Origin of the sequence: Pseudomonas sp. 21LCFQ02 (assembly GCF_024129895.2) — a bacterium.
Lineage (GTDB): Bacteria > Pseudomonadota > Gammaproteobacteria > Pseudomonadales > Pseudomonadaceae > Aquipseudomonas.
The window spans coordinates 6,086,207-6,103,177 of record NZ_CM178749.1 but is presented as its reverse complement, the minus strand read 5'-3'; the positions used below and the strand labels follow the sequence as shown (position 1 = coordinate 6,103,177).

General features: G+C 61.1%; 21 protein-coding genes. 15 read left to right on the top strand and 6 right to left on the bottom strand.

Annotated features, from left to right (window positions below):
* Position 1: 1 nt before the first annotated feature.
* From cobU to NJC40_RS27620, 8 genes are all read left to right on the top strand, one after another.
* Positions 2-523, top strand: a complete 522-nt coding sequence (gene cobU, locus NJC40_RS27655) for a bifunctional adenosylcobinamide kinase/adenosylcobinamide-phosphate guanylyltransferase (protein WP_045482092.1) — start codon at positions 2-4, stop codon at positions 521-523.
* The gene (gene cobT / locus NJC40_RS27650) at positions 520-1,572 is read left to right on the top strand and encodes a nicotinate-nucleotide--dimethylbenzimidazole phosphoribosyltransferase (protein WP_253140694.1); all 1,053 of its coding nucleotides are present in this window, start codon (positions 520-522) and stop codon (positions 1,570-1,572) included. Before cobU ends, cobT begins: the two co-directional genes overlap by 4 nt.
* Positions 1,569-2,147: an alpha-ribazole phosphatase family protein gene (gene cobC, locus NJC40_RS27645; protein WP_253140695.1), complete on the top strand. Its 579-nt coding sequence runs from the start codon at positions 1,569-1,571 to the stop codon at positions 2,145-2,147. Before cobT ends, cobC begins: the two co-directional genes overlap by 4 nt.
* A 1-nt stretch (position 2,148) precedes the next feature.
* On the top strand, positions 2,149-2,877 hold the full coding sequence (locus tag NJC40_RS27640; protein ID WP_045482083.1) for an adenosylcobinamide-GDP ribazoletransferase: 729 nt from the start codon (positions 2,149-2,151) through the stop codon (positions 2,875-2,877).
* Positions 2,878-3,005: 128 nt separating this feature from the next.
* The gene (locus NJC40_RS27635) at positions 3,006-3,410 is read left to right on the top strand and encodes a MarR family winged helix-turn-helix transcriptional regulator (protein ID WP_045482079.1); all 405 of its coding nucleotides are present in this window, start codon (positions 3,006-3,008) and stop codon (positions 3,408-3,410) included.
* Between the two features lie 45 nt (positions 3,411-3,455).
* Entirely contained in the window at positions 3,456-4,658 is a 1,203-nt protein-coding gene (locus NJC40_RS27630) for an MFS transporter (RefSeq protein ID WP_253115067.1), read from the top strand.
* Positions 4,655-4,777 (top strand): hypothetical protein, encoded by a 123-nt coding sequence (locus tag NJC40_RS27625; protein ID WP_269451202.1) that lies wholly within the window; start codon positions 4,655-4,657, stop codon positions 4,775-4,777. Before NJC40_RS27630 ends, NJC40_RS27625 begins: the two co-directional genes overlap by 4 nt.
* A gap of 71 nt (positions 4,778-4,848) precedes the next feature.
* Positions 4,849-5,412, top strand: coding sequence for a glutathione peroxidase (locus NJC40_RS27620; protein ID WP_045482074.1), 564 nt, complete (start codon positions 4,849-4,851; stop codon positions 5,410-5,412).
* A gap of 70 nt (positions 5,413-5,482) precedes the next feature.
* Here the strand turns inward: NJC40_RS27620 and NJC40_RS27615 are convergent, their stop codons facing one another.
* From NJC40_RS27615 to NJC40_RS27605, 3 genes are all read right to left on the bottom strand, one after another.
* Complete coding sequence (locus NJC40_RS27615) at positions 5,483-6,757, bottom strand: OmpP1/FadL family transporter (protein ID WP_045482070.1); 1,275 nt, start codon at positions 6,755-6,757, stop codon at positions 5,483-5,485.
* 151 nt (positions 6,758-6,908) lie between these two features.
* On the bottom strand, positions 6,909-7,388 hold the full coding sequence (locus tag NJC40_RS27610) for a hypothetical protein (protein WP_045482067.1): 480 nt from the start codon (positions 7,386-7,388) through the stop codon (positions 6,909-6,911).
* 201 nt (positions 7,389-7,589) lie between these two features.
* Entirely contained in the window at positions 7,590-7,817 is a 228-nt protein-coding gene (locus NJC40_RS27605) for a hypothetical protein (RefSeq protein ID WP_045482064.1), read from the bottom strand.
* Positions 7,818-8,881: 1,064 nt separating this feature from the next.
* Here NJC40_RS27605 and NJC40_RS27600 point away from each other — a divergent pair.
* Positions 8,882-10,246, top strand: a complete 1,365-nt coding sequence (locus tag NJC40_RS27600) for a DNA recombination protein RmuC (RefSeq protein ID WP_162484341.1) — start codon at positions 8,882-8,884, stop codon at positions 10,244-10,246.
* Between the two features lie 155 nt (positions 10,247-10,401).
* Positions 10,402-10,524, top strand: coding sequence for a PA1414 family protein (locus NJC40_RS27595; RefSeq protein ID WP_144403179.1), 123 nt, complete (start codon positions 10,402-10,404; stop codon positions 10,522-10,524).
* Between the two features lie 37 nt (positions 10,525-10,561).
* Here the strand turns inward: NJC40_RS27595 and NJC40_RS27590 are convergent, their stop codons facing one another.
* Positions 10,562-10,843, bottom strand: coding sequence for a hypothetical protein (locus tag NJC40_RS27590; RefSeq protein WP_253140696.1), 282 nt, complete (start codon positions 10,841-10,843; stop codon positions 10,562-10,564).
* A gap of 159 nt (positions 10,844-11,002) precedes the next feature.
* On the opposite strand from NJC40_RS27590, the gene NJC40_RS27585 reads away from it, so the two are divergent.
* Entirely contained in the window at positions 11,003-11,593 is a 591-nt protein-coding gene (locus NJC40_RS27585) for a tRNA-uridine aminocarboxypropyltransferase (protein WP_045482054.1), read from the top strand.
* A 146-nt stretch (positions 11,594-11,739) separates the two neighbouring features.
* Positions 11,740-12,711 (top strand): DMT family transporter, encoded by a 972-nt coding sequence (locus tag NJC40_RS27580; RefSeq protein ID WP_045482051.1) that lies wholly within the window; start codon positions 11,740-11,742, stop codon positions 12,709-12,711.
* Positions 12,712-12,811: 100 nt separating this feature from the next.
* Here the strand turns inward: NJC40_RS27580 and NJC40_RS27575 are convergent, their stop codons facing one another.
* The gene (locus NJC40_RS27575) at positions 12,812-13,441 is read right to left on the bottom strand and encodes an NAD(P)H-dependent oxidoreductase (protein ID WP_253140697.1); all 630 of its coding nucleotides are present in this window, start codon (positions 13,439-13,441) and stop codon (positions 12,812-12,814) included.
* Entirely contained in the window at positions 13,434-14,828 is a 1,395-nt protein-coding gene (locus NJC40_RS27570) for a class II fumarate hydratase (protein WP_045482046.1), read from the bottom strand. Before NJC40_RS27570 ends, NJC40_RS27575 begins: the two co-directional genes overlap by 8 nt.
* A 185-nt stretch (positions 14,829-15,013) precedes the next feature.
* Between NJC40_RS27570 and NJC40_RS27565 the strand changes: the two genes are divergently transcribed.
* The 3 genes from NJC40_RS27565 (at position 15,014) to trhO (ending at position 16,970) form a co-directional block, all read left to right on the top strand.
* Positions 15,014-15,532: a DUF2059 domain-containing protein gene (locus NJC40_RS27565; RefSeq protein ID WP_045482044.1), complete on the top strand. Its 519-nt coding sequence runs from the start codon at positions 15,014-15,016 to the stop codon at positions 15,530-15,532.
* Between the two features lie 28 nt (positions 15,533-15,560).
* Positions 15,561-15,857 (top strand): BolA family protein, encoded by a 297-nt coding sequence (locus tag NJC40_RS27560; protein ID WP_045482042.1) that lies wholly within the window; start codon positions 15,561-15,563, stop codon positions 15,855-15,857.
* Between the two features lie 168 nt (positions 15,858-16,025).
* A complete protein-coding gene (gene trhO / locus NJC40_RS27555; protein ID WP_253140781.1) occupies positions 16,026-16,970 on the top strand; it encodes an oxygen-dependent tRNA uridine(34) hydroxylase TrhO in 945 nt (314 codons plus the stop codon).
* Position 16,971: the final 1 nt, after the last annotated feature.

Here is a 16,971-nt window from a genome sequence, read left to right as displayed (position 1 = left end):
CATGCTGCAACTGATTCTCGGCGGCGCTCGCTCTGGCAAGAGCCGCCTGGCTGAAGAGCTGGCAAGCCGCTCGGGGCTGGCGGTGACCTACATTGCCACCAGCCAGCCGGTAGACGGCGAACTCAACCAGCGTGTGGCCCTGCACCGGGCGCGACGCCCCGAGCACTGGGGGTTGGTCGAAGAACCGCTGGAACTGGCGCGGGTTCTGCGTGAGTGGGCGGCGCCGGGCCAGTGCCTGCTAATCGATTGCCTGACCCTGTGGCTGACCAACCTGCTGATGCTCGACGACCCGCAACGGCTGGCCCATGAGCGCCAGGCGCTGCTCGATAGCGTGGCGGCCCTGCCGGGCGAAATCATTTTTGTCAGCAATGAAACCGGGTTGGGTGTAGTGCCCCTGGGTGAGCTGACCCGTCGCTATGTTGACGAAGCCGGCTTGTTGCATCAGGCCCTTGCCGAACGCTGCCAGCGCGTGGTGTTGACGGTTGCCGGCCTGCCTCTGACTTTGAAAGGAACTGCTCCATGACTCAATCCTGGTGGCTTGCCCCTGCTCGCAGTATCGACGTGGCGGCCCGTGAAGCGGCGCTGGCGCGTCAGCAGCAACTGACCAAACCGGCCGGCTCGCTGGCGCAACTGGAGCGTCTGGCGGTGCAGATCGCGGGCCTGCAAGGCCGCGAAAAACCAGCTGTCGACCGGCTGTGGATTGCGATTTTTGCCGGCGACCACGGGGTGGTCAGCGAAGGCGTGTCGGCCTATCCGCAGGAAGTCACCGGGCAGATGCTCGGCAACTTCGTCAATGGCGGTGCGGCTATCAGCGTACTGGCCCGGCAATTGGCCGCGCAGCTGGATGTGGTCGACCTCGGCACTGTCAGTGCCCTGAACCTGCCAGGTGTGCGTCATCTGCAACTGGGCGCCGGCACCGCCAGCTTCGTCAGCGGCCCGGCGATGAACGCCGGGCAGGGCCATGCGGCGTTGCAGGCCGGGCGTGACAGCGTACTACGCGCCAAGGCCGCCGGTATCGAGCTGTTTGTCGGCGGTGAAATGGGCATTGGCAATACCACCGCAGCCAGTGCCGTAGCCTGTTCATTGCTTGAGTGTGCGGCAGCATTGATGGTTGGTCCGGGCACCGGTCTGAACGCCGAGGGCGTGCAGCACAAGACCGCCGTGATCGAGCGCGGCCTGGCGTTGCATGCCGAACATGCGGGCGATCCGCTGGGCAGTTTGCTGAGCCTTGGCGGCTTCGAGATCGCCGCTCTGGCCGGTGCCTACCTGGCCTGCGCTCAGGAAGGTATCGTCGCGCTGGTCGATGGCTTTATTTGCAGCGTCGCCGCCTTGGTGGCGGTGCGCCTGAATCCATCGATACGGCCATGGCTGTTGTTTGGTCATCGCGGTGCCGAGCCCGGTCATCGGCATGTCCTGGAAGTGCTGCAGGCCGAGCCGCTGCTTGATCTGGGGCTGCGGCTGGGCGAAGGCAGTGGTGCGGCGCTGGCAGTACCGCTGGTGCGCCTGGCCTGCGAGCTGCATAACGGCATGGCGACCTTTGCCGAAGCCGCCGTGGCGGATCGCCCGGCATGATCGTCGACCTGCTGCGCCATGGCGAAACCGAACTGGGCGGCGGTCTGCGCGGCAGTATCGACGATGCCCTGACCGAAGCGGGCTGGGCACAGATGCATGCCGCCGTGGCCGACGCTGCAACAGGTGCCGCGCCATGGACCCGGATCGTCAGTTCGCCGTTGCAGCGCTGTGCACGGTTCGCGCAAGTATTGGCCGAGCGTCTGCAACTGCCGCTGAGCCTGGACGCTGATGTTCAGGAGCTGCATTTCGGTGACTGGGAAGGGCGCCGCGCGGCGCAGATCATGCAAACCGATGCCGATGGCCTGGGCGCGTTCTGGAACAACCCCTACACCTTCACCCCGCCCAATGGCGAGCCGGTGGCGGCGTTTGCCGAGCGTGTGGGCGCGGCGTTGCAACGCTTGCAGCAGCGCCATGACGGTGAACGGGTGTTGCTGGTCTGCCATGGCGGGGTGATCCGCCTGTTGTTGGCCCGTGCCCGCGGCCTGCCCCGTGAGCAGTTGCTGCAAGTGTCGGTGGCCCATGGCGCGCTGCACAGCGTGCAAGTGGCGGTGGATGGCACCCTGACGGAGCTTTGAGATGCTGCCTTTGTGGATCGCCGTGCAATTTCTCAGCAGCCTGCCGGTGCGTTTGCCGGGCATGCCGGAACCGCAGCAGATGGGCCGTTCGCTGCTGTTTTATCCGCTGGTCGGGGCGCTGTTCGGCGCGTTGTTGATGTTGCTCGCGGCGCTGTTGTCCGCAACCCCGCCGATCTTGCAGGCGGCGCTGCTGCTCTGCGCCTGGGTGCTGCTCAGCGGTGGGCTGCACCTGGACGGCCTGGCCGACAGCGCGGACGCATGGCTGGGCGGCTTCGGTGATCGTGAGCGCACCCTGAGCATCATGAAGGACCCGCGCAGCGGACCGATTGCGGTGGTCACCCTGGTGCTGGTGTTGCTGCTGAAGTTCTGCGCGATTCTGGTCCTGCTTGAGCAGCAGGCATGGATCGGCTTGCTGCTGGCACCGCTGATCGGGCGCACGGCGTTGCTGGGGCTGTTTCTCAGCACGCCCTACGTGCGTGCTGGCGGCCTGGGCCAGGCGCTAGCCGATCACCTGCCGCGTCGCGCTGGCTGGCAAGTGTCGGGCGTAGTGGTGGTGGCCTGCCTGTTGTTGGGGGGCGCCAGCGGCGTAGTTGCCTTGCTCGTCGCCAGCGCGGGCTTCCTTTGGCTGCGCAGCCTGATGCTGCGCCGACTCGGCGGCACCACCGGGGACACCGCCGGGGCGTTGCTGGAGTTGCTTGAGGTCGCCGTGCTGGTGGCGTTGGCCTTGTAAAGCAGCATTCGCTGTCAATAGAGCCTTCGGGGCGCAAGCTCCTCCTACAGACGATGTTGTTCTTGTCGTGGCTGGCATGCTGTGAAATATCTTGCAATATCCACTGATGCGGGTATATACACGTATTCATGTTGACCACCGAATGTATCTGTACCCATCTGCGTCGTGCTGCCCGTGGGGTGAGCCGGCATTATGACGAAGCGCTGGACGGCTTCGGGATTAATGTCGCCCAGTTTTCCCTGCTGCGCCATCTGCAGCGTCTCGACCAACCGAGTATCTCCAGTCTGGCTGAAGCCATGGGGCTGGAGCGCAGTACGTTGGGTCGCAATCTGCGGGTGCTGGAAGCCGAAGGGCTGGTGGCGCTGGATGAGGGGCGTGATCAGCGTAATCGGCTGGTGCGCCTGACGGCTGAAGGTAATAAGCGTCTGCACGCAGCCGGCCCGGCCTGGGAGCAGGCCCAGCAACAATTGATCGATCGATTGGGTGAAGACCGGCGTAATGAACTGCTGCGCGTGCTGCAAAGCCTGGCCTGAATAACAACGGGTAAACCACCCGAATAACGAACGAGGGAATGACAAATGACATCAGCCTGGCGAACCAGCGGCTGGATCATGGTGGGCAGTGCGCTGATTCTGGCGTTATCACTGGGAACGCGGCATGGTTTCGGGCTGTTTCTTGCGCCCATGAGCAGCGACTTTGGCTGGGGCCGCGAAGTGTTTGCCTTCGCCATTGCCCTGCAGAACCTGTGCTGGGGGCTGGCGCAACCGTTCGCCGGTGCGCTGGCCGACCGTTATGGTTCCGGCAAGGTGGTGTTCGTAGGGGGTGTGCTGTATGCCATCGGCCTGGCGATGATGAGCATGGCCGATTCGCCTTGGAGCCTGTCGTTGAGTGCCGGGATTCTGATCGGCATCGGTTTGTCCGGGACCTCGTTCTCGATTTTGCTCAGCCTGGTGGGGCGCTCGTTGCCTGCGGAAAAACGCAGCATGGGCATGGGGATTGCTAGTGCGGCGGGCTCGTTTGGCCAGTTCGCGATGCTGCCAGGCACCCTGGGGCTGATTGGCGGCCTGGGCTGGTCCGGTGCTTTGTTGGTGCTCAGCGTGCTGGTGGCGCTGATCCTGCCGCTGGCCGCGATGCTCAAGGAGCAGCGCCCGGTGGAGGCGCAGGGGCCGCAGCAGACGCTGGCTGAGGCGCTGCGCGAAGCCTGCAGCCATTCCGGCTTCTGGCTGCTGGCGCTGGGCTTTTTCGTCTGTGGCTTTCAAGTGGTTTTCATCGGCTTGCACCTGCCGGCTTATCTGGTGGATCAGCACCTGCCGGTGCAGGTTGGCACCACGGTGCTGGCGCTGGTGGGGCTGTTCAATATCTTCGGTACTTACACCGCCGGCTGGCTGGGCGGGCGGATGTCCAAACCTCGGCTGCTCAGCGCGCTGTATCTGCTGCGCGGCGTGGCGATCGTGATATTTCTCTGGGTGCCGCTCAGTGAGACCTCGGCCTACCTGTTTGGCGTGGTGATGGGGCTGTTGTGGCTGTCGACTGTGCCGTTGACCAATGGCACGGTGGCGGTGATGTTCGGTGTGCGTAACCTGTCGATGCTCGCCGGTATCGTGTTTCTGTTCCATCAGTTGGGCTCGTTCATGGGCGGCTGGCTGGGCGGGGTGGTCTATGACCGTACCGGCAGTTACGATCTGGTCTGGCAAATCGCAGTGTTGCTCAGCGTGCTGGCGGCGGCCCTGAACTGGCCGGTGCGTGAGCGTCCGGTGGCTCGTTTGCAGGTTGCAGTGTGATCCGCCTTGGCCCCTGGCTGCTCGCTGTAGCGGCCGGCACTGCGCTGCTGGCGCTGAGCTGGTGGGGGTGGCAGCGCATGGGGCTGGCGGCGTTGCAACTGGGCATGGGCAATTGTTGAGCTTTGGCCGGTTGTGGGAGTAACGTGTCGGACAATACACCGACTAAAACACCACCCACAGGGATGCTCCGATGACTGCGCGCTGGATTTCACTGCCACTTCTATTGCTGGCTTTGGGCAGTACCGCCCAGGCCGCCGATTGCCCCGCCGTGCTCAAGGAACAGGGCGAGTTGCCCGCGTTGCGCGGCAAACAAACCATTGACCTGTGCCAGCGTTTTGCCGGTAAACCGCTGGTGGTGGTCAATACGGCCAGCTTCTGTGGCTTTACCTCGCAGTTCAAGGGCCTGGAGGCGTTGAATCAGCAGTACAAGGCTCAAGGCCTTGAGGTGCTGGGCGTGCCGTCCAATGATTTCAAGCAGGAGTCCGGGGACGGTGAAGAAACGGCCAAGGTCTGCTACGTCAATTACGGCGTGACCTTCACCATGACCGAGCCGCAACCGGTACGCGGCAGCGATGCCATTGCGTTGTTTCGTAATCTTGCCGAACAAAGCGATGGCGCCGCACCGCGCTGGAACTTCAACAAGTATGTGGTGGATCGTCAGGGCAAGGTCGTCGCCCACTTCGGCAGCACCACCAAGCCGGATGATCCGCAGTTGATTGCGGCCATCGAGAAGGCGATTGCTTCAAAGCCTTGAGGCATACACAGGGGTATTAAAAAGCCCGCAACCGTGACCGGCTGCGGGCTTTTTCATGGCTGATCCGTGATCAGAACTTGTAGGTCAGCGAAGTACCGATGGTGTGTGCGCTGTTGCGGAAGTCAGCGTTGTAGGCGCCTTTGGTTGCGCTGGCATCGCGCAGCTTGGCTTCTTCTTCACGCAGGTACAGGTAAGCGAAGTCGATGGTGATGTCTTCGGTCGGGCTGTAACCGGCGCCAAGGCTGAAGATCTTGCGATCGCCAGTCGGGATGCGTGGCGAACGATGCGAGTTGCTGACTGGCGACTGGTCCATGGCAAGGCCGGTGCGCAGGGTCCACTGGTTGTTCAGTTTGTAGGCTGCACCAATGGCGTGGTACCAGGTGTTTTTCCACTCCTGGACTTCCGAAATGCGCCCGATCGGGCCTGTTGCGCCGCCGAGCTGGGCCGGCACGCCGCTGTTGTTCACGTCGATCGATTGCAGACGGCTCCAGCGGGTCCAGGTGCTGCCTGCGTAGAGTGTCCACTGGTCATCCAGTTGGTGGGTGATGGACAGTTCGGCAGACTCCGGAGTTTCCAGTTTCAGCGAGGCGTCGTATTTCTGGCCGTTGAACACACTGAAGCCCGGGCCTTCGATCTTGGTCTTGCCCTTGAGCTTGTAGTCGACCTTGGAACGGTAAGCCAGGCCGATGCTTGTGTCGTCGGTGGCCTGGACCAGCACACCGATGTTGAAGCCTACCGCGACGTCATCACCCTTGATGGTGACCTTGCCGTCGTTGCGGCCAGGTGTGGCGGCGTTGACGGCTGCCGAAGCCAGCTCGCCTTCAATACGGTTGATTGTCGGCCCGAAACCGATCGAGACTCGGTCGTTGAAGGCGTAGCTGATGGTCGGCTGCAGCGTCACGACCTGAACTTCGCTCTTGGAGCCCCAGTAACGGCCGGCGAAGCCGCTTTCGTAGTCGGTCTTCAGGCCAAATGGTGCATACATGCCCAGGCCGAAGGTCCATTGTTCGCTGAGTGGCTTGACGTAGTAACCCATGGGTACCGCGACCACAGGGACCATGTCGCCATCATTGCTGCCGCCGAAGGTGCCCTGGCCATTGTCGATGTCAGTCTTGGCAAAAATTGCAGCGGCACCGAGGTTGACCTGTTCACGCTTGAGGCGTGACATACCGGCAGGGTTGCCAGCCACTGTGCTGGCGTCTTCAGCTGCCGATGCACGACCGGCGAACGAGGTGCCCATGCCACTGATGCTTTGTTCGTTGAGGGCGAAACCGGAAGCCAGCAGATGGGAGGAGGCGAGACAGGCAGTCAATCCGAGTGTGGTCTTGAGCATTGCTTTTTTCATTATTAGTACTCCATGAGAATCACGGCATCGAAAGTATCAATATTTCCTACCGTGCGCCATAGCCTGAAGAGCCCGAGATAGAGCCTTTTTTTGTCTGACAATCGGACCTTTTTGCACGATCGTCCCAGAACGTGCGGACTACGGCCATCGCTTAGGCGGTGGCAAATAAAGGGGCGACGCTGAGTTGCCATGCAGTGACAAAATCTTTCAGTCTGCCTTGCGGCTGAAATATCTGTCGCCAGATTCTGGCCATTGCCAGAGGATCGTCTTCCGTGGGCAGTGTGTTGATCTGCGCCTCGACCATCAGCCAGGCAATCGCTGTGGCGTACCGCAGGTTGACGGTCAGTTCCAGGTGCGGGCCGCTGAGGAACGCATGCTGACTGGCCAGCCCACGGACCAGGCTGGCAAGGTTCGGGTCCTGCGCCAGGTAGTCGTCCCAGAGCCGCTGATGGCGTGATTCGGAAATATGATAGAGGCCATGACCGCGAGGGCTGTCCAGTGCGGCACCGAGCGCCGACTGACTGGCAGCGATACCCAGCAGCAATGCCTCGGCAGCGGGGTGGTGACGATCAAGGTAGGCCAGAGTCGGGCGAATGACGTGACGGTGCAAATGTACGGCTGCGATACCCATAAGACAGTCCGCTCACTGTGAAGTGGCCGGCGGACCCGCGCGCGTGGCAGCACTATGAAAGGTTGGGTCCGTCGGAAGCGGCAGGGCCGCTTGAGTTCAAGTGTAGTGTCATATTTACGGTGTAAAGGTCTGTTTTTACATCGTTTGTCTTATCAGCATCACTTCGATAGAACGCTTGGCGATTAGCCGGCTGGCGCTCAATCAGGCCGCCAGGGCCTGGCGGGTGCGGTCGATGACGGCCTGCAGCGGGGCTGCGCTGGCGTACTGCTCGGGGTACAGGCGCTCACTGTGACGGGCAATGCCGTGCTCGTTGACCAGGGTAAAGCTGAAGCTGCCCTTGCGTGCTGCGACGATAAGGCAGTTCATGGGGGCAAAAGCGTGAGTCAGGGCGTTGATGGCTTCTTGGGTATGAAAGTGTTGAGTTGTCATTATGAAAATATTCCTGAGTACGGCATGTCTGCATGCCGTGCATCCATTAAGGATTCCAGTAAACGCGGGGTACGGAGTCTTGGGGCCGTAATTGGGCGTAGAACCTGACTGGAACAAAAGCAGCCAGTTGAAGCGCATAAATATGTGGCGCTCGGGCTGACCGGTAGGTACGTGGGAAGTCAGGCAACATACAAGAGCAAAGGTTCGCGCTCTGATGAAGATCCTGATCAATTGCAGAAGGGTCGGTGGAGCATGGGCCTTGATGTGCAGCGCGTTGGCGCAGCAGAGAGAGCAAGGAGGTGCTCGAAAAACCAGCGATGGGGTCTGTTCCCGTGGGTTATAGCCGTGGCTGGCCTTGGGAACCTGGTCGACCTGAGTGAATTGACATTCAGCTTGGTACTTAACGGCGGCGATGCTGCCTGAGATTGGCGGGTAATGCAAGCCCTTTGACAAAATTTCTGGTGAACCGGTTTGCACGCCGGGTGCGTCCAGGCGTCGATGACCGGCCGTAGTGTCTGGCTCGCTGGTTTTTCACTTTCTGTAAGGCGAGGCTTACAGCCTGGCCAGCTGTCAAGCATCGTTGTGCACATTAGCGGCACAAGCTGCCACATCACTGTCATATGGGCGCCTAAGAGCTTGATTTACTGCGGTGAATTAATAAGTCAATGAAAAACATCGCTTTTTTTTACTGGTGAAAAAATCGACAGTTTGAGCGCAGGCCTCATTCTGTGTGGCTTTGCGAGGGGATAGGGGGGGTTGTCCACTGAGTTATCCACAGCTTCTGTGGATTGTCCCGGTGCATTTCTGTGTGTATCAGGGGCTTTACCTTGGCAGAAAATGGCGTAGAGTATGCTCCCCCTCGATTTAAGTCCTTGATCCTTCGGTCATCAGGACGCAGTCTTCGCTACGGGTCTGAACACGCACATTGCTGCTGGCCGTGGAGTTCTCAAATGGCGCTTGAACTGAACAGCCTGTTGTTGGGCCTGGCCTTGGCTGCTGCGCCGCTACTGGCATTGGCCTGGCAGTTGCAGCGGCGGGCCGCGACCGCTGCTGGCGAACAGGCATTGCTCGAAGAGCGCCTGAGCACCGCGCAGCTGGCGCAGGACGGGCTGACCGTGCAGCTTGAAGCCAGCCGTGACGAAGTCAGCGACCTGAGCGAGGCCAACGCCGCCCGCCAGGCCGATCTGGCGGCATTGCGCCGTGAGGTCCAGTTGCTGCGTCAGGAGTGCGATGACCGCCGCGACGCCGCTGAGGGCTGGAATGTCGAGCGCACTGGCAAAGAAAGCGAGTTACGGCGCCTGGAAGCCCGCTGCGCGGCGTTGCAGGCCGAGTTGACCGAGCAGCAGGAAGGCCACCAGCAACGCCTCAATGATTTGCAGGATTCACGCAATGAACTGCGGGCGCAATTCGCCGAACTGGCCGGCAAGATTTTCGACGAGCGCGAGCAGCGCTTTGCCCAGACCAGCCAGGAGCAGCTCGGCCAGTTGCTCAACCCGCTCAAGGAGCGCATTCAATCGTTCGAAAAGCGCGTGGAGGAAAGCTACCAGAACGAAGCGCGCGAGCGCTTCTCGCTAGGTAAGGAGCTGGAGCGCCTGCAACAGCTCAATCTGCGCCTGAGCGATGAAGCCACCAACCTGACCCAGGCCCTCAAGGGTCAGAAGACCCAAGGCAACTGGGGAGAGTTGATCCTGGAGCGGGTGCTGGAGCACGCCGGGCTGGAAAAGGGCCGTGAGTACCAGACCCAGGTCAGCCTCAAGGGGCCTGAGGGTGAACGCTTTCAGCCTGACGTGCTGATCATGCTGCCGGGTGACAAGCAGGTGGTGGTCGATGCCAAGGTCAGCCTCACCGCTTATCAACAGTATGTCAGTGCTCCTGACGAGGTGCTGGGCCAGGCAGCACTGAAACAGCATGTGCTGTCGCTGCGCAATCACGTCAAGGGTTTGTCCGGCAAGGACTATAAACGTCTGGAAGGCCTGCACAGTCTGGATTTCGTGCTGCTGTTCGTGCCGATCGAAGCGGCTTTTGCCGCGGCCCTTCAGGCCGAGCCAAATCTGTTTCAGGAAGCGTTTGACCGCCACATCGTGATTGTCAGCCCGACTACCTTGCTGGCCACCCTGAGGGTGATCGACAGCCTGTGGAAGCAGGAGCGGCAGAGCCAGAATGCCCGGGAAATCGCCGAGCGGGCCGGCTGGCTTTACGACAAGTTTGTCTTGTTCATTCAGGACCTCGATGAAGTCGGCAATCGCTTGCAACAATTGGATAAGGCTTATGCGGCCGCACGCAATAAACTCACTGAAGGGCGTGGCAATCTGGTCAGCCGTAGTGAACAGCTGCGTCTACTGGGGGCACGGGCCAGCAAGAGTCTTCCGGCCGACCTGCTCGAGCGGGCAATGACCGACGAAGACGGCACGCTGCACTTGCCTGAGTAGCCGGGCCGTTCATCGCCAATGGATGACGATTGGGCTGATAGATGTCACATTGCCCATGTTTGCAGAGCGGTGACTGGCGGCATGCCGGTCAGGCTCTAGAATCAGTACAGGCGGCCGATAGTCTGTAGTCGCCGGTTTTTCCCCAAGGGGGCGTTATGAACAACAAATTGCAGGAATGGCTTCATGATCTCGGCGTTGCCCTGGGCCTGATAGAACGGCCCAAATTGCAGCCGATCCCCGTGCGTAGCGACGACGAGCGCCGCCAGCGCCGTCGATAACAGCCCAGCTGCCGTGCAAGCCCTGATGCTCTCGGGGCTAGCGCCTCAGGCGTCGGCCAGGCAGGTCCCGGCCCATCAGCATGATCAGGTCAACGATCACCGGCACCGAGACCCGGTCCGGGCGCTTTCTGGCGCTTTCGCGGACCCGCTGCGGGAACTGACAGCCAAACGTCTCTTCGAGCCGCTCAAGCAGCCTCTGTACATCGTCGTCGTCCAGCAGCATTTCTGCGAACGTGGCGTTGTCGCGTATGTGTGACTTGTCCACCAGAATGATGCCCAGTGCATCGAGCACGCGCTGGGTGACCCCCTCGCGATCCATAGGGACCTCCGGGTGTTGGCTGCTCACCTGGCACCATTACCGCAGTGCCAGCCTTGGCAGGTTAACGCAATCCTTTCCCGGCTCAGAGGCAGTGCCGACAGACGCGCCGCTTCTGTTCGGTAAAGGGCTGTTGTAGATTGGCCGATTTCGAGGTTTCCGATGTCCCGCCAGCGTTGCGAGCGTTGCCTGCGCCCGCTCAGCCACTGCCTGTGTGCGCTGATTCCGAGTCTTGATAGTCGTACCCGGGTGTTGGTGCTGCAGCATCCCAGCGAGGTGGGGCACGCCCTCAATACTGCGCGTCTGGCGACTCTGGGGCTGCGCAATGCGCAGTTGCTGGTGGGTGAAGTGTTCGATGACCTGCCGCAATTGCTCCACCAGCCCGGTTATCAGGCGCGCTTGCTGTTTCCGGGGGCGCAGGCTGAGGTGGTTGCACCGGTGCCTGCTGATGGCTTGCCGACCTTGTTGGTGGTCCCTGACGGCACCTGGCGCAAAGCGCGTAAGCTGCTGCATCTGAACCCGGCGCTGGCAGCGTTGCCCCGGCTAAGTCTGGCGCAGGTAACGGCTTCTCGCTATCGGCTGCGCAAAGCGCCTGGTCCCGAGGCGCTGTCGACCTTGGAGTCGATCGTCCAGGCACTGCAAGTGCTGGAGGCGCCTACAGGCTTTGATGCCTTGCTAAAGCCTTTTGATGCGTTGATCGACGGGCAGATTGCGGCCATGGGCGATGAGGTTTATCGGCGTAACCATGGGTGAGGTGTCCGACCATCAAGGACGGCCTCTGTCATCGCAGACAGGCCGCTGTTAGGTTGTATTTGCAGGTAGCTGTAACTGTCAGCTCGATAGCCCGCTATCTAGAATGATCGTGACCGCACCATTTTCCCGCCATTCTGGAACCATTCATGCACGTATCTTCCGGCCGTTGGCTATTGGGCCTCGGTCTGGCGCTGTTGACCGCGCTGCTCTGGGGCATCCTGCCTGTCAAACTCAAACAGGTTCTGCAGGTCATGGACCCGGTCACGGTGACCTGGTACCGCTTGCTCGTTTCCGGGCTGTTGCTGTTCATCTGGCTCAAGGCGAGCAGGGGCCTGCCGAGCTTCAAACCGCTGGGCAAGACCGGCAAGGGGCTGGTGGTCATGGCGGTATTGGGGCTGGTGGGCAACTATGTGCTGTATCTGGTGGGGTTGAAGCTGCTCAGCCCGGGTACGACGCAACTGTTGATCCAGACCGGGCCGATCATGTTGCTGATCGCCAGTATCTTCGTGTTTAAGGAGCGTTTCACACTGGGGCAGGGCATGGGGCTGCTAATCATGCTGGCCGGTTTTGTGCTGTTCTTCAACGAGCGGTTGGCCGAACTGTTCAGCTCACTGGGCAGCTACACCGTCGGTGTGCTGGTGATATTGCTGGCGTCATTGGTCTGGACCTTCTATGGCCTTAGCCAGAAGCAATTGCTCACGGTCTGGGACTCACGCCAGGTGATGATGGTCATCTACCTGTTCTGCGCCTTGCTGATCACGCCGTGGGCGCACCCACTGCAAGTGCTGCAGCTCGATACCGTGCAGGGTTTGCTGCTGTTCGCCTGCTGTCTCAACACCCTGGTGGCCTACGGCGCGTTTGCCGAAGCGCTGGTGCATTGGGAAGCTTCAAGGATCAGCGCGACTCTGGCGCTGACGCCGCTGATTACCCTGGCGTGCGTCGCGGTAGCGGCCTGGCTGTGGCCCGACCATGTGCAGGGCGAGCAGCTTAATCTGTTGGGGTATGGGGGCGCGGTGCTGGTGGTGACCGGTTCGGCGTTTACCGCCCTGGTGCCGTCGCTGATGGCCGGTTGGCGGGCCCGCAATGCTCGTTTGTCGAACGGCAAGCTTCATGGCTAAAGCTAATATTGTTCGGTTAAGTGCTTAATGTCCCCGGCTGCTCCCACGGGTCCTACAGGGTTCGGCTTTTGCCTGGCATTCAGGTAGCCGCAGATAAACCTTAACCTCGGCCCAACTGCTCTGCCTGGCGCACCCATTGCTGGCGCTGTGCCTCGCTGGCGCTGCGCACCGGGGCAAACTCGGTCAGGCGAGTGGTCCTGATCCCGCAAGAACCCAGAATCGTGCGCGTGATCTGCCGGTGGGGCGGGGCGCCGAAAATCCAGCGGCCGAAGATCCAGCGAAAGTAGCGCGGTGGCGTGTCCAGGCTGATCAGCAGTTCCGCGCTGCGGCCCTTGAGCAGTTGATTGTCCGGGTCTTCGCGTCCGTGGAGCCTGAAGGCGAAGCCCGGGATCAGGACCCGATCAAAGAAACCACTCAGCAGCGCGGGCAGGCCGCTCCACCAGACCGGATAGACCAGCACCAGATGTTCGGCCCAATGAATCAGCCGCTGGGCATCGAGCAAATCGGCCTCCAGTGGCTGACCCTGCTCATAGCCGCCACGCAGGATCGGATCGAATGCCATTTCGCCCAGCTTCAGGCTGCGCACGACATGGCCCTCACCGCGCGCGCCCAGGGCATAGGCATCGCCCAAGGCATGGCACAATCCGCCAGCCTTGGGGGTGCCATAGATCATCAGGATTCGCTTGCCATTGCCTTCAAGCGGAGTGGCGCCGCTACGGGCCTCAGCCATGGCTACCCGCCTCAAGCATGTTTTGCGGGCGTACCCAGGCGTCGAACTGCTCGTCGCTCAGGTAGCCCAGGTCCAGAGCTGCCTGGCGTAGGGTAAGCCCTTCGGTGTAGGCCTTCTTGGCGATCTGTGCGGCTTTGTCATAACCGATATGCGGATTGAGTGCGGTGACCAGCATCAGTCCGCGCTCCAGATGCTCAGCCATCTTCGCGGTGTCTGGCTCCATGCCAGCCACACAGTGCTCATTAAAGTTTCGGCAGCCGTCTGCCAGCAGTTCGATGGATTCGAGCAGGTTATGGATGATCACCGGCTTGTACACATTGAGCTGTAAATGCCCCTGACTGGCGGCAAAACCGATGGTCACATCGTTACCCATGACCTGGCAGGCAAGCATTGACAAGGCCTCGCACTGGGTCGGGTTGACCTTGCCGGGCATGATCGAGCTGCCCGGTTCGTTGGCCGGCAGGCGCACTTCGGCCAGCCCGCCGCGCGGGCCGGAGCCGAGCAGGCGCAAGTCGTTGGCGATTTTCATCAGGCTGGTGGCCAGGGTCTTCAGGGCGCCGGACAAGGCGGCCAATGGTTCGTGACCGGCCAGGGCGGCGAATTTGTTTGGCGCGGTGACGAATGGTAAACCCGACAGCGCTGCCAGTTCGGCCGCCACCGCTTCGGCAAAGCCTTTCGGGGCATTGAGGCCGGTCCCTACCGCCGTGCCGCCCTGGGCCAGCTCGTACACTGCTGGCAGGGTGGCGCGAATGGCTTTGACCGAGTAATCAAGCTGGGCCACGAAACCGGACAGTTCCTGACCGAAGGTGATCGGCGTGGCGTCCATCATGTGGGTACGGCCGGTCTTGACCAGTTGGCTATGCCGTCTGGACTGCTCGGTCAGGCCTTCAGCCAGTTCTGCGACAGCCGGCAGCAGTTGATTTTGAACCGCTTGGGCGACCGCGATGTGCATGGCCGTGGGGAAGCAGTCGTTGGAGCTTTGCGAGCGATTGACGTGATCGTTGGGGTGCACCGGCGACTTGCCGCCGCGACCCTGGCCGGCCAGCTCGTTGGCGCGTCCGGCGATCACTTCGTTGACGTTCATGTTGCTCTGCGTGCCACTGCCGGTTTGCCAGACCACCAGCGGAAACTGGTCATTGAGCTGGGCGTCGAGGATTTCGTCAGCCGCCTGCTCGATCAGCCGGGCGATATCGGCGGGCAGGTCGCCATTGCGATTGTTGACCCGCGCGGCGGCTTTCTTGATCAGCGTCAAGGCATGCACCACTTGCAGCGGCATGCGCTGCTGGCCGATGGCGAAGTTGATCAGCGAGCGCTGGGTTTGCGCTCCCCAGTAGGCATCTTGCGGGACTTCAATCGGACCAAGGCTATCGGTTTCGGTACGGCTCACTGTACGACTCCTCGAAAATACGTTCGGTCTGTGCTGCTGACCGGTAGAGTTTAGTCGCCGATATCACCCTCGGGTTCCCCGCAGGCTCATGACCGCTGGCAACGCAGGGGTTGAGGCCGATGCGAACATCTGCGCAGAATGAAAAACATTGAGGCCATGCCTCGTTTGCCCAAATAGGAAACCCGATGATCCGTCTTCGCGTCATGTTCACCGTGCTGGCTCTGGCGTGTGCCAGCGGTCAGGTTCTTGCCGACACGGCCAGCCAGAATGCCAGCGCCGAGACGCTTCTGAAGCTGACCAACGCTGACAAACTCACCACGCCGATCTACGGGCAGGTTCAGCAGTTGTTTGCCCAGCGCTTCGCCGAGGCCAAGGCGCCGGCTTCGAAGAAAGCCCTGCTGGAGACCTATCAGGCCAAGGCCAACGCAGCGCTGGACCAGGCGGTTGGCTGGAACAAGCTCAAACCTGAGCTGGTGAAGATCTACACCAGCAACTTCACTGAGGCCGAGCTCAAAGAACTGGTGAATTTCTATCAGTCACCGGTCGGCAAAAAGGTGCTGAGCAAAATGCCTGAGCTGTCGCAGCAGTCAGTGCAACTGACCCAGACTCGTCTGGAAAGCGCAGGTCCTGTGGTCAACAAGCTGCTCGCCGACATGAGTGCCGAGCTTGAGCCGGCCAAGGCCGCACCTGCGAAAAAACCTTGAGCCTCCACTCTGAGACATCGTACCGATCATGAGCATGCAGCAACGTATCGAAACGGCCCTGGCCGACCTGCAACCTCTGCACCTGCAAGTGCTGAATGAAAGCCATATGCACAGCCGGGGCCAGGAGACGCACTACAAGGCGATCCTGGTCTGCGAGTCATTCCAGGGGCTCAATGCTGTCAAGCGTCATCAAAAGGTCTATGCCACTCTCGGCGGCCTGATGCAAGAGTTTCACGCGCTGGCGCTACACACTTACACCCCGCAAGAGTGGGCGGCAAACAGCGATGTACCGGCGTCGCCGACCTGCGCAGGCGGTCACGCCTGAGGCCTGCGGCTTATCGATCCAGGTCAATATCCAGCGCTGTCTGCCAGCTCAGGTTTTTTGCTAGAATCCGCGCCGCGCCGCACTTGGCCGGCGCGTTTTCATTTCTGTTCTGTCCGGTAGGCCCTTTGCGAGGGTCACCACCTGGAGATATTGATGACTCAAACGTCGATGACCGCGCCGATCGTCGTGGCTGCGCTATACAAGTTCGTCACCCTCGCCAATTACCTTGAGCTGCGTGAGCCGCTGCTCAATGCCATGCTCGCCAACGGCGTCAAAGGCACCCTGCTGATTGCCGAGGAAGGTATCAACGGCACCGTGTCTGCAACCCGCGAGGGGATCGACGGTTTGCTGGCCTGGCTGCGCAGTGACCCGCGGCTGGTGGACATCGACCACAAGGAATCCTACTGCGACGAACAGCCGTTCTATCGCACCAAGGTCAAGCTCAAGAAAGAGATCGTGACCCTGGGCGTGCCAGGCGTCGACCCCAATAAGGCGGTCGGGACTTATGTCGAGCCGCAGGACTGGAACGCGCTGATCAGCGACCCTGAAGTGCTGTTGATCGATACGCGCAACGACTATGAAGTGTCGATCGGCACCTTTGAAGGCGCGATCGATCCGAAAACCACCACCTTCCGCGAGTTTCCCGACTACATCAAGGCCAACTTCGACCCGAAGGTGCACAAGAAGGTCGCCATGTTCTGCACCGGCGGCATCCGCTGCGAAAAGGCCTCCAGCTACATGCTCGGTGAAGGCTTCGAAGAGGTCTATCACCTCAAGGGCGGGATTCTCAAGTACCTCGAAGAGGTGCCGCAGGAGCAGACCCTGTGGCGCGGCGACTGCTTTGTGTTCGACAACCGCGTAACGGTACGTCACGACTTGTCTGAAGGCGACTACGATCAATGTCATGCCTGTCGTAATCCGGTCAGTGTCGAGGACCGTGCCAGCGAGCATTACGTGCCGGGTATCAGTTGCCCGCATTGCTGGAATACCCTGAGCGAAAAGACCCGCCGCAGCGCCATCGACCGGCAGAAGCAGATCGAGCTGGCCAAGGCGCGTAATCAGCCACACCCGATCGGCTACAACTATCGCCAAGCATCGGAAACGGAGGCCTGAG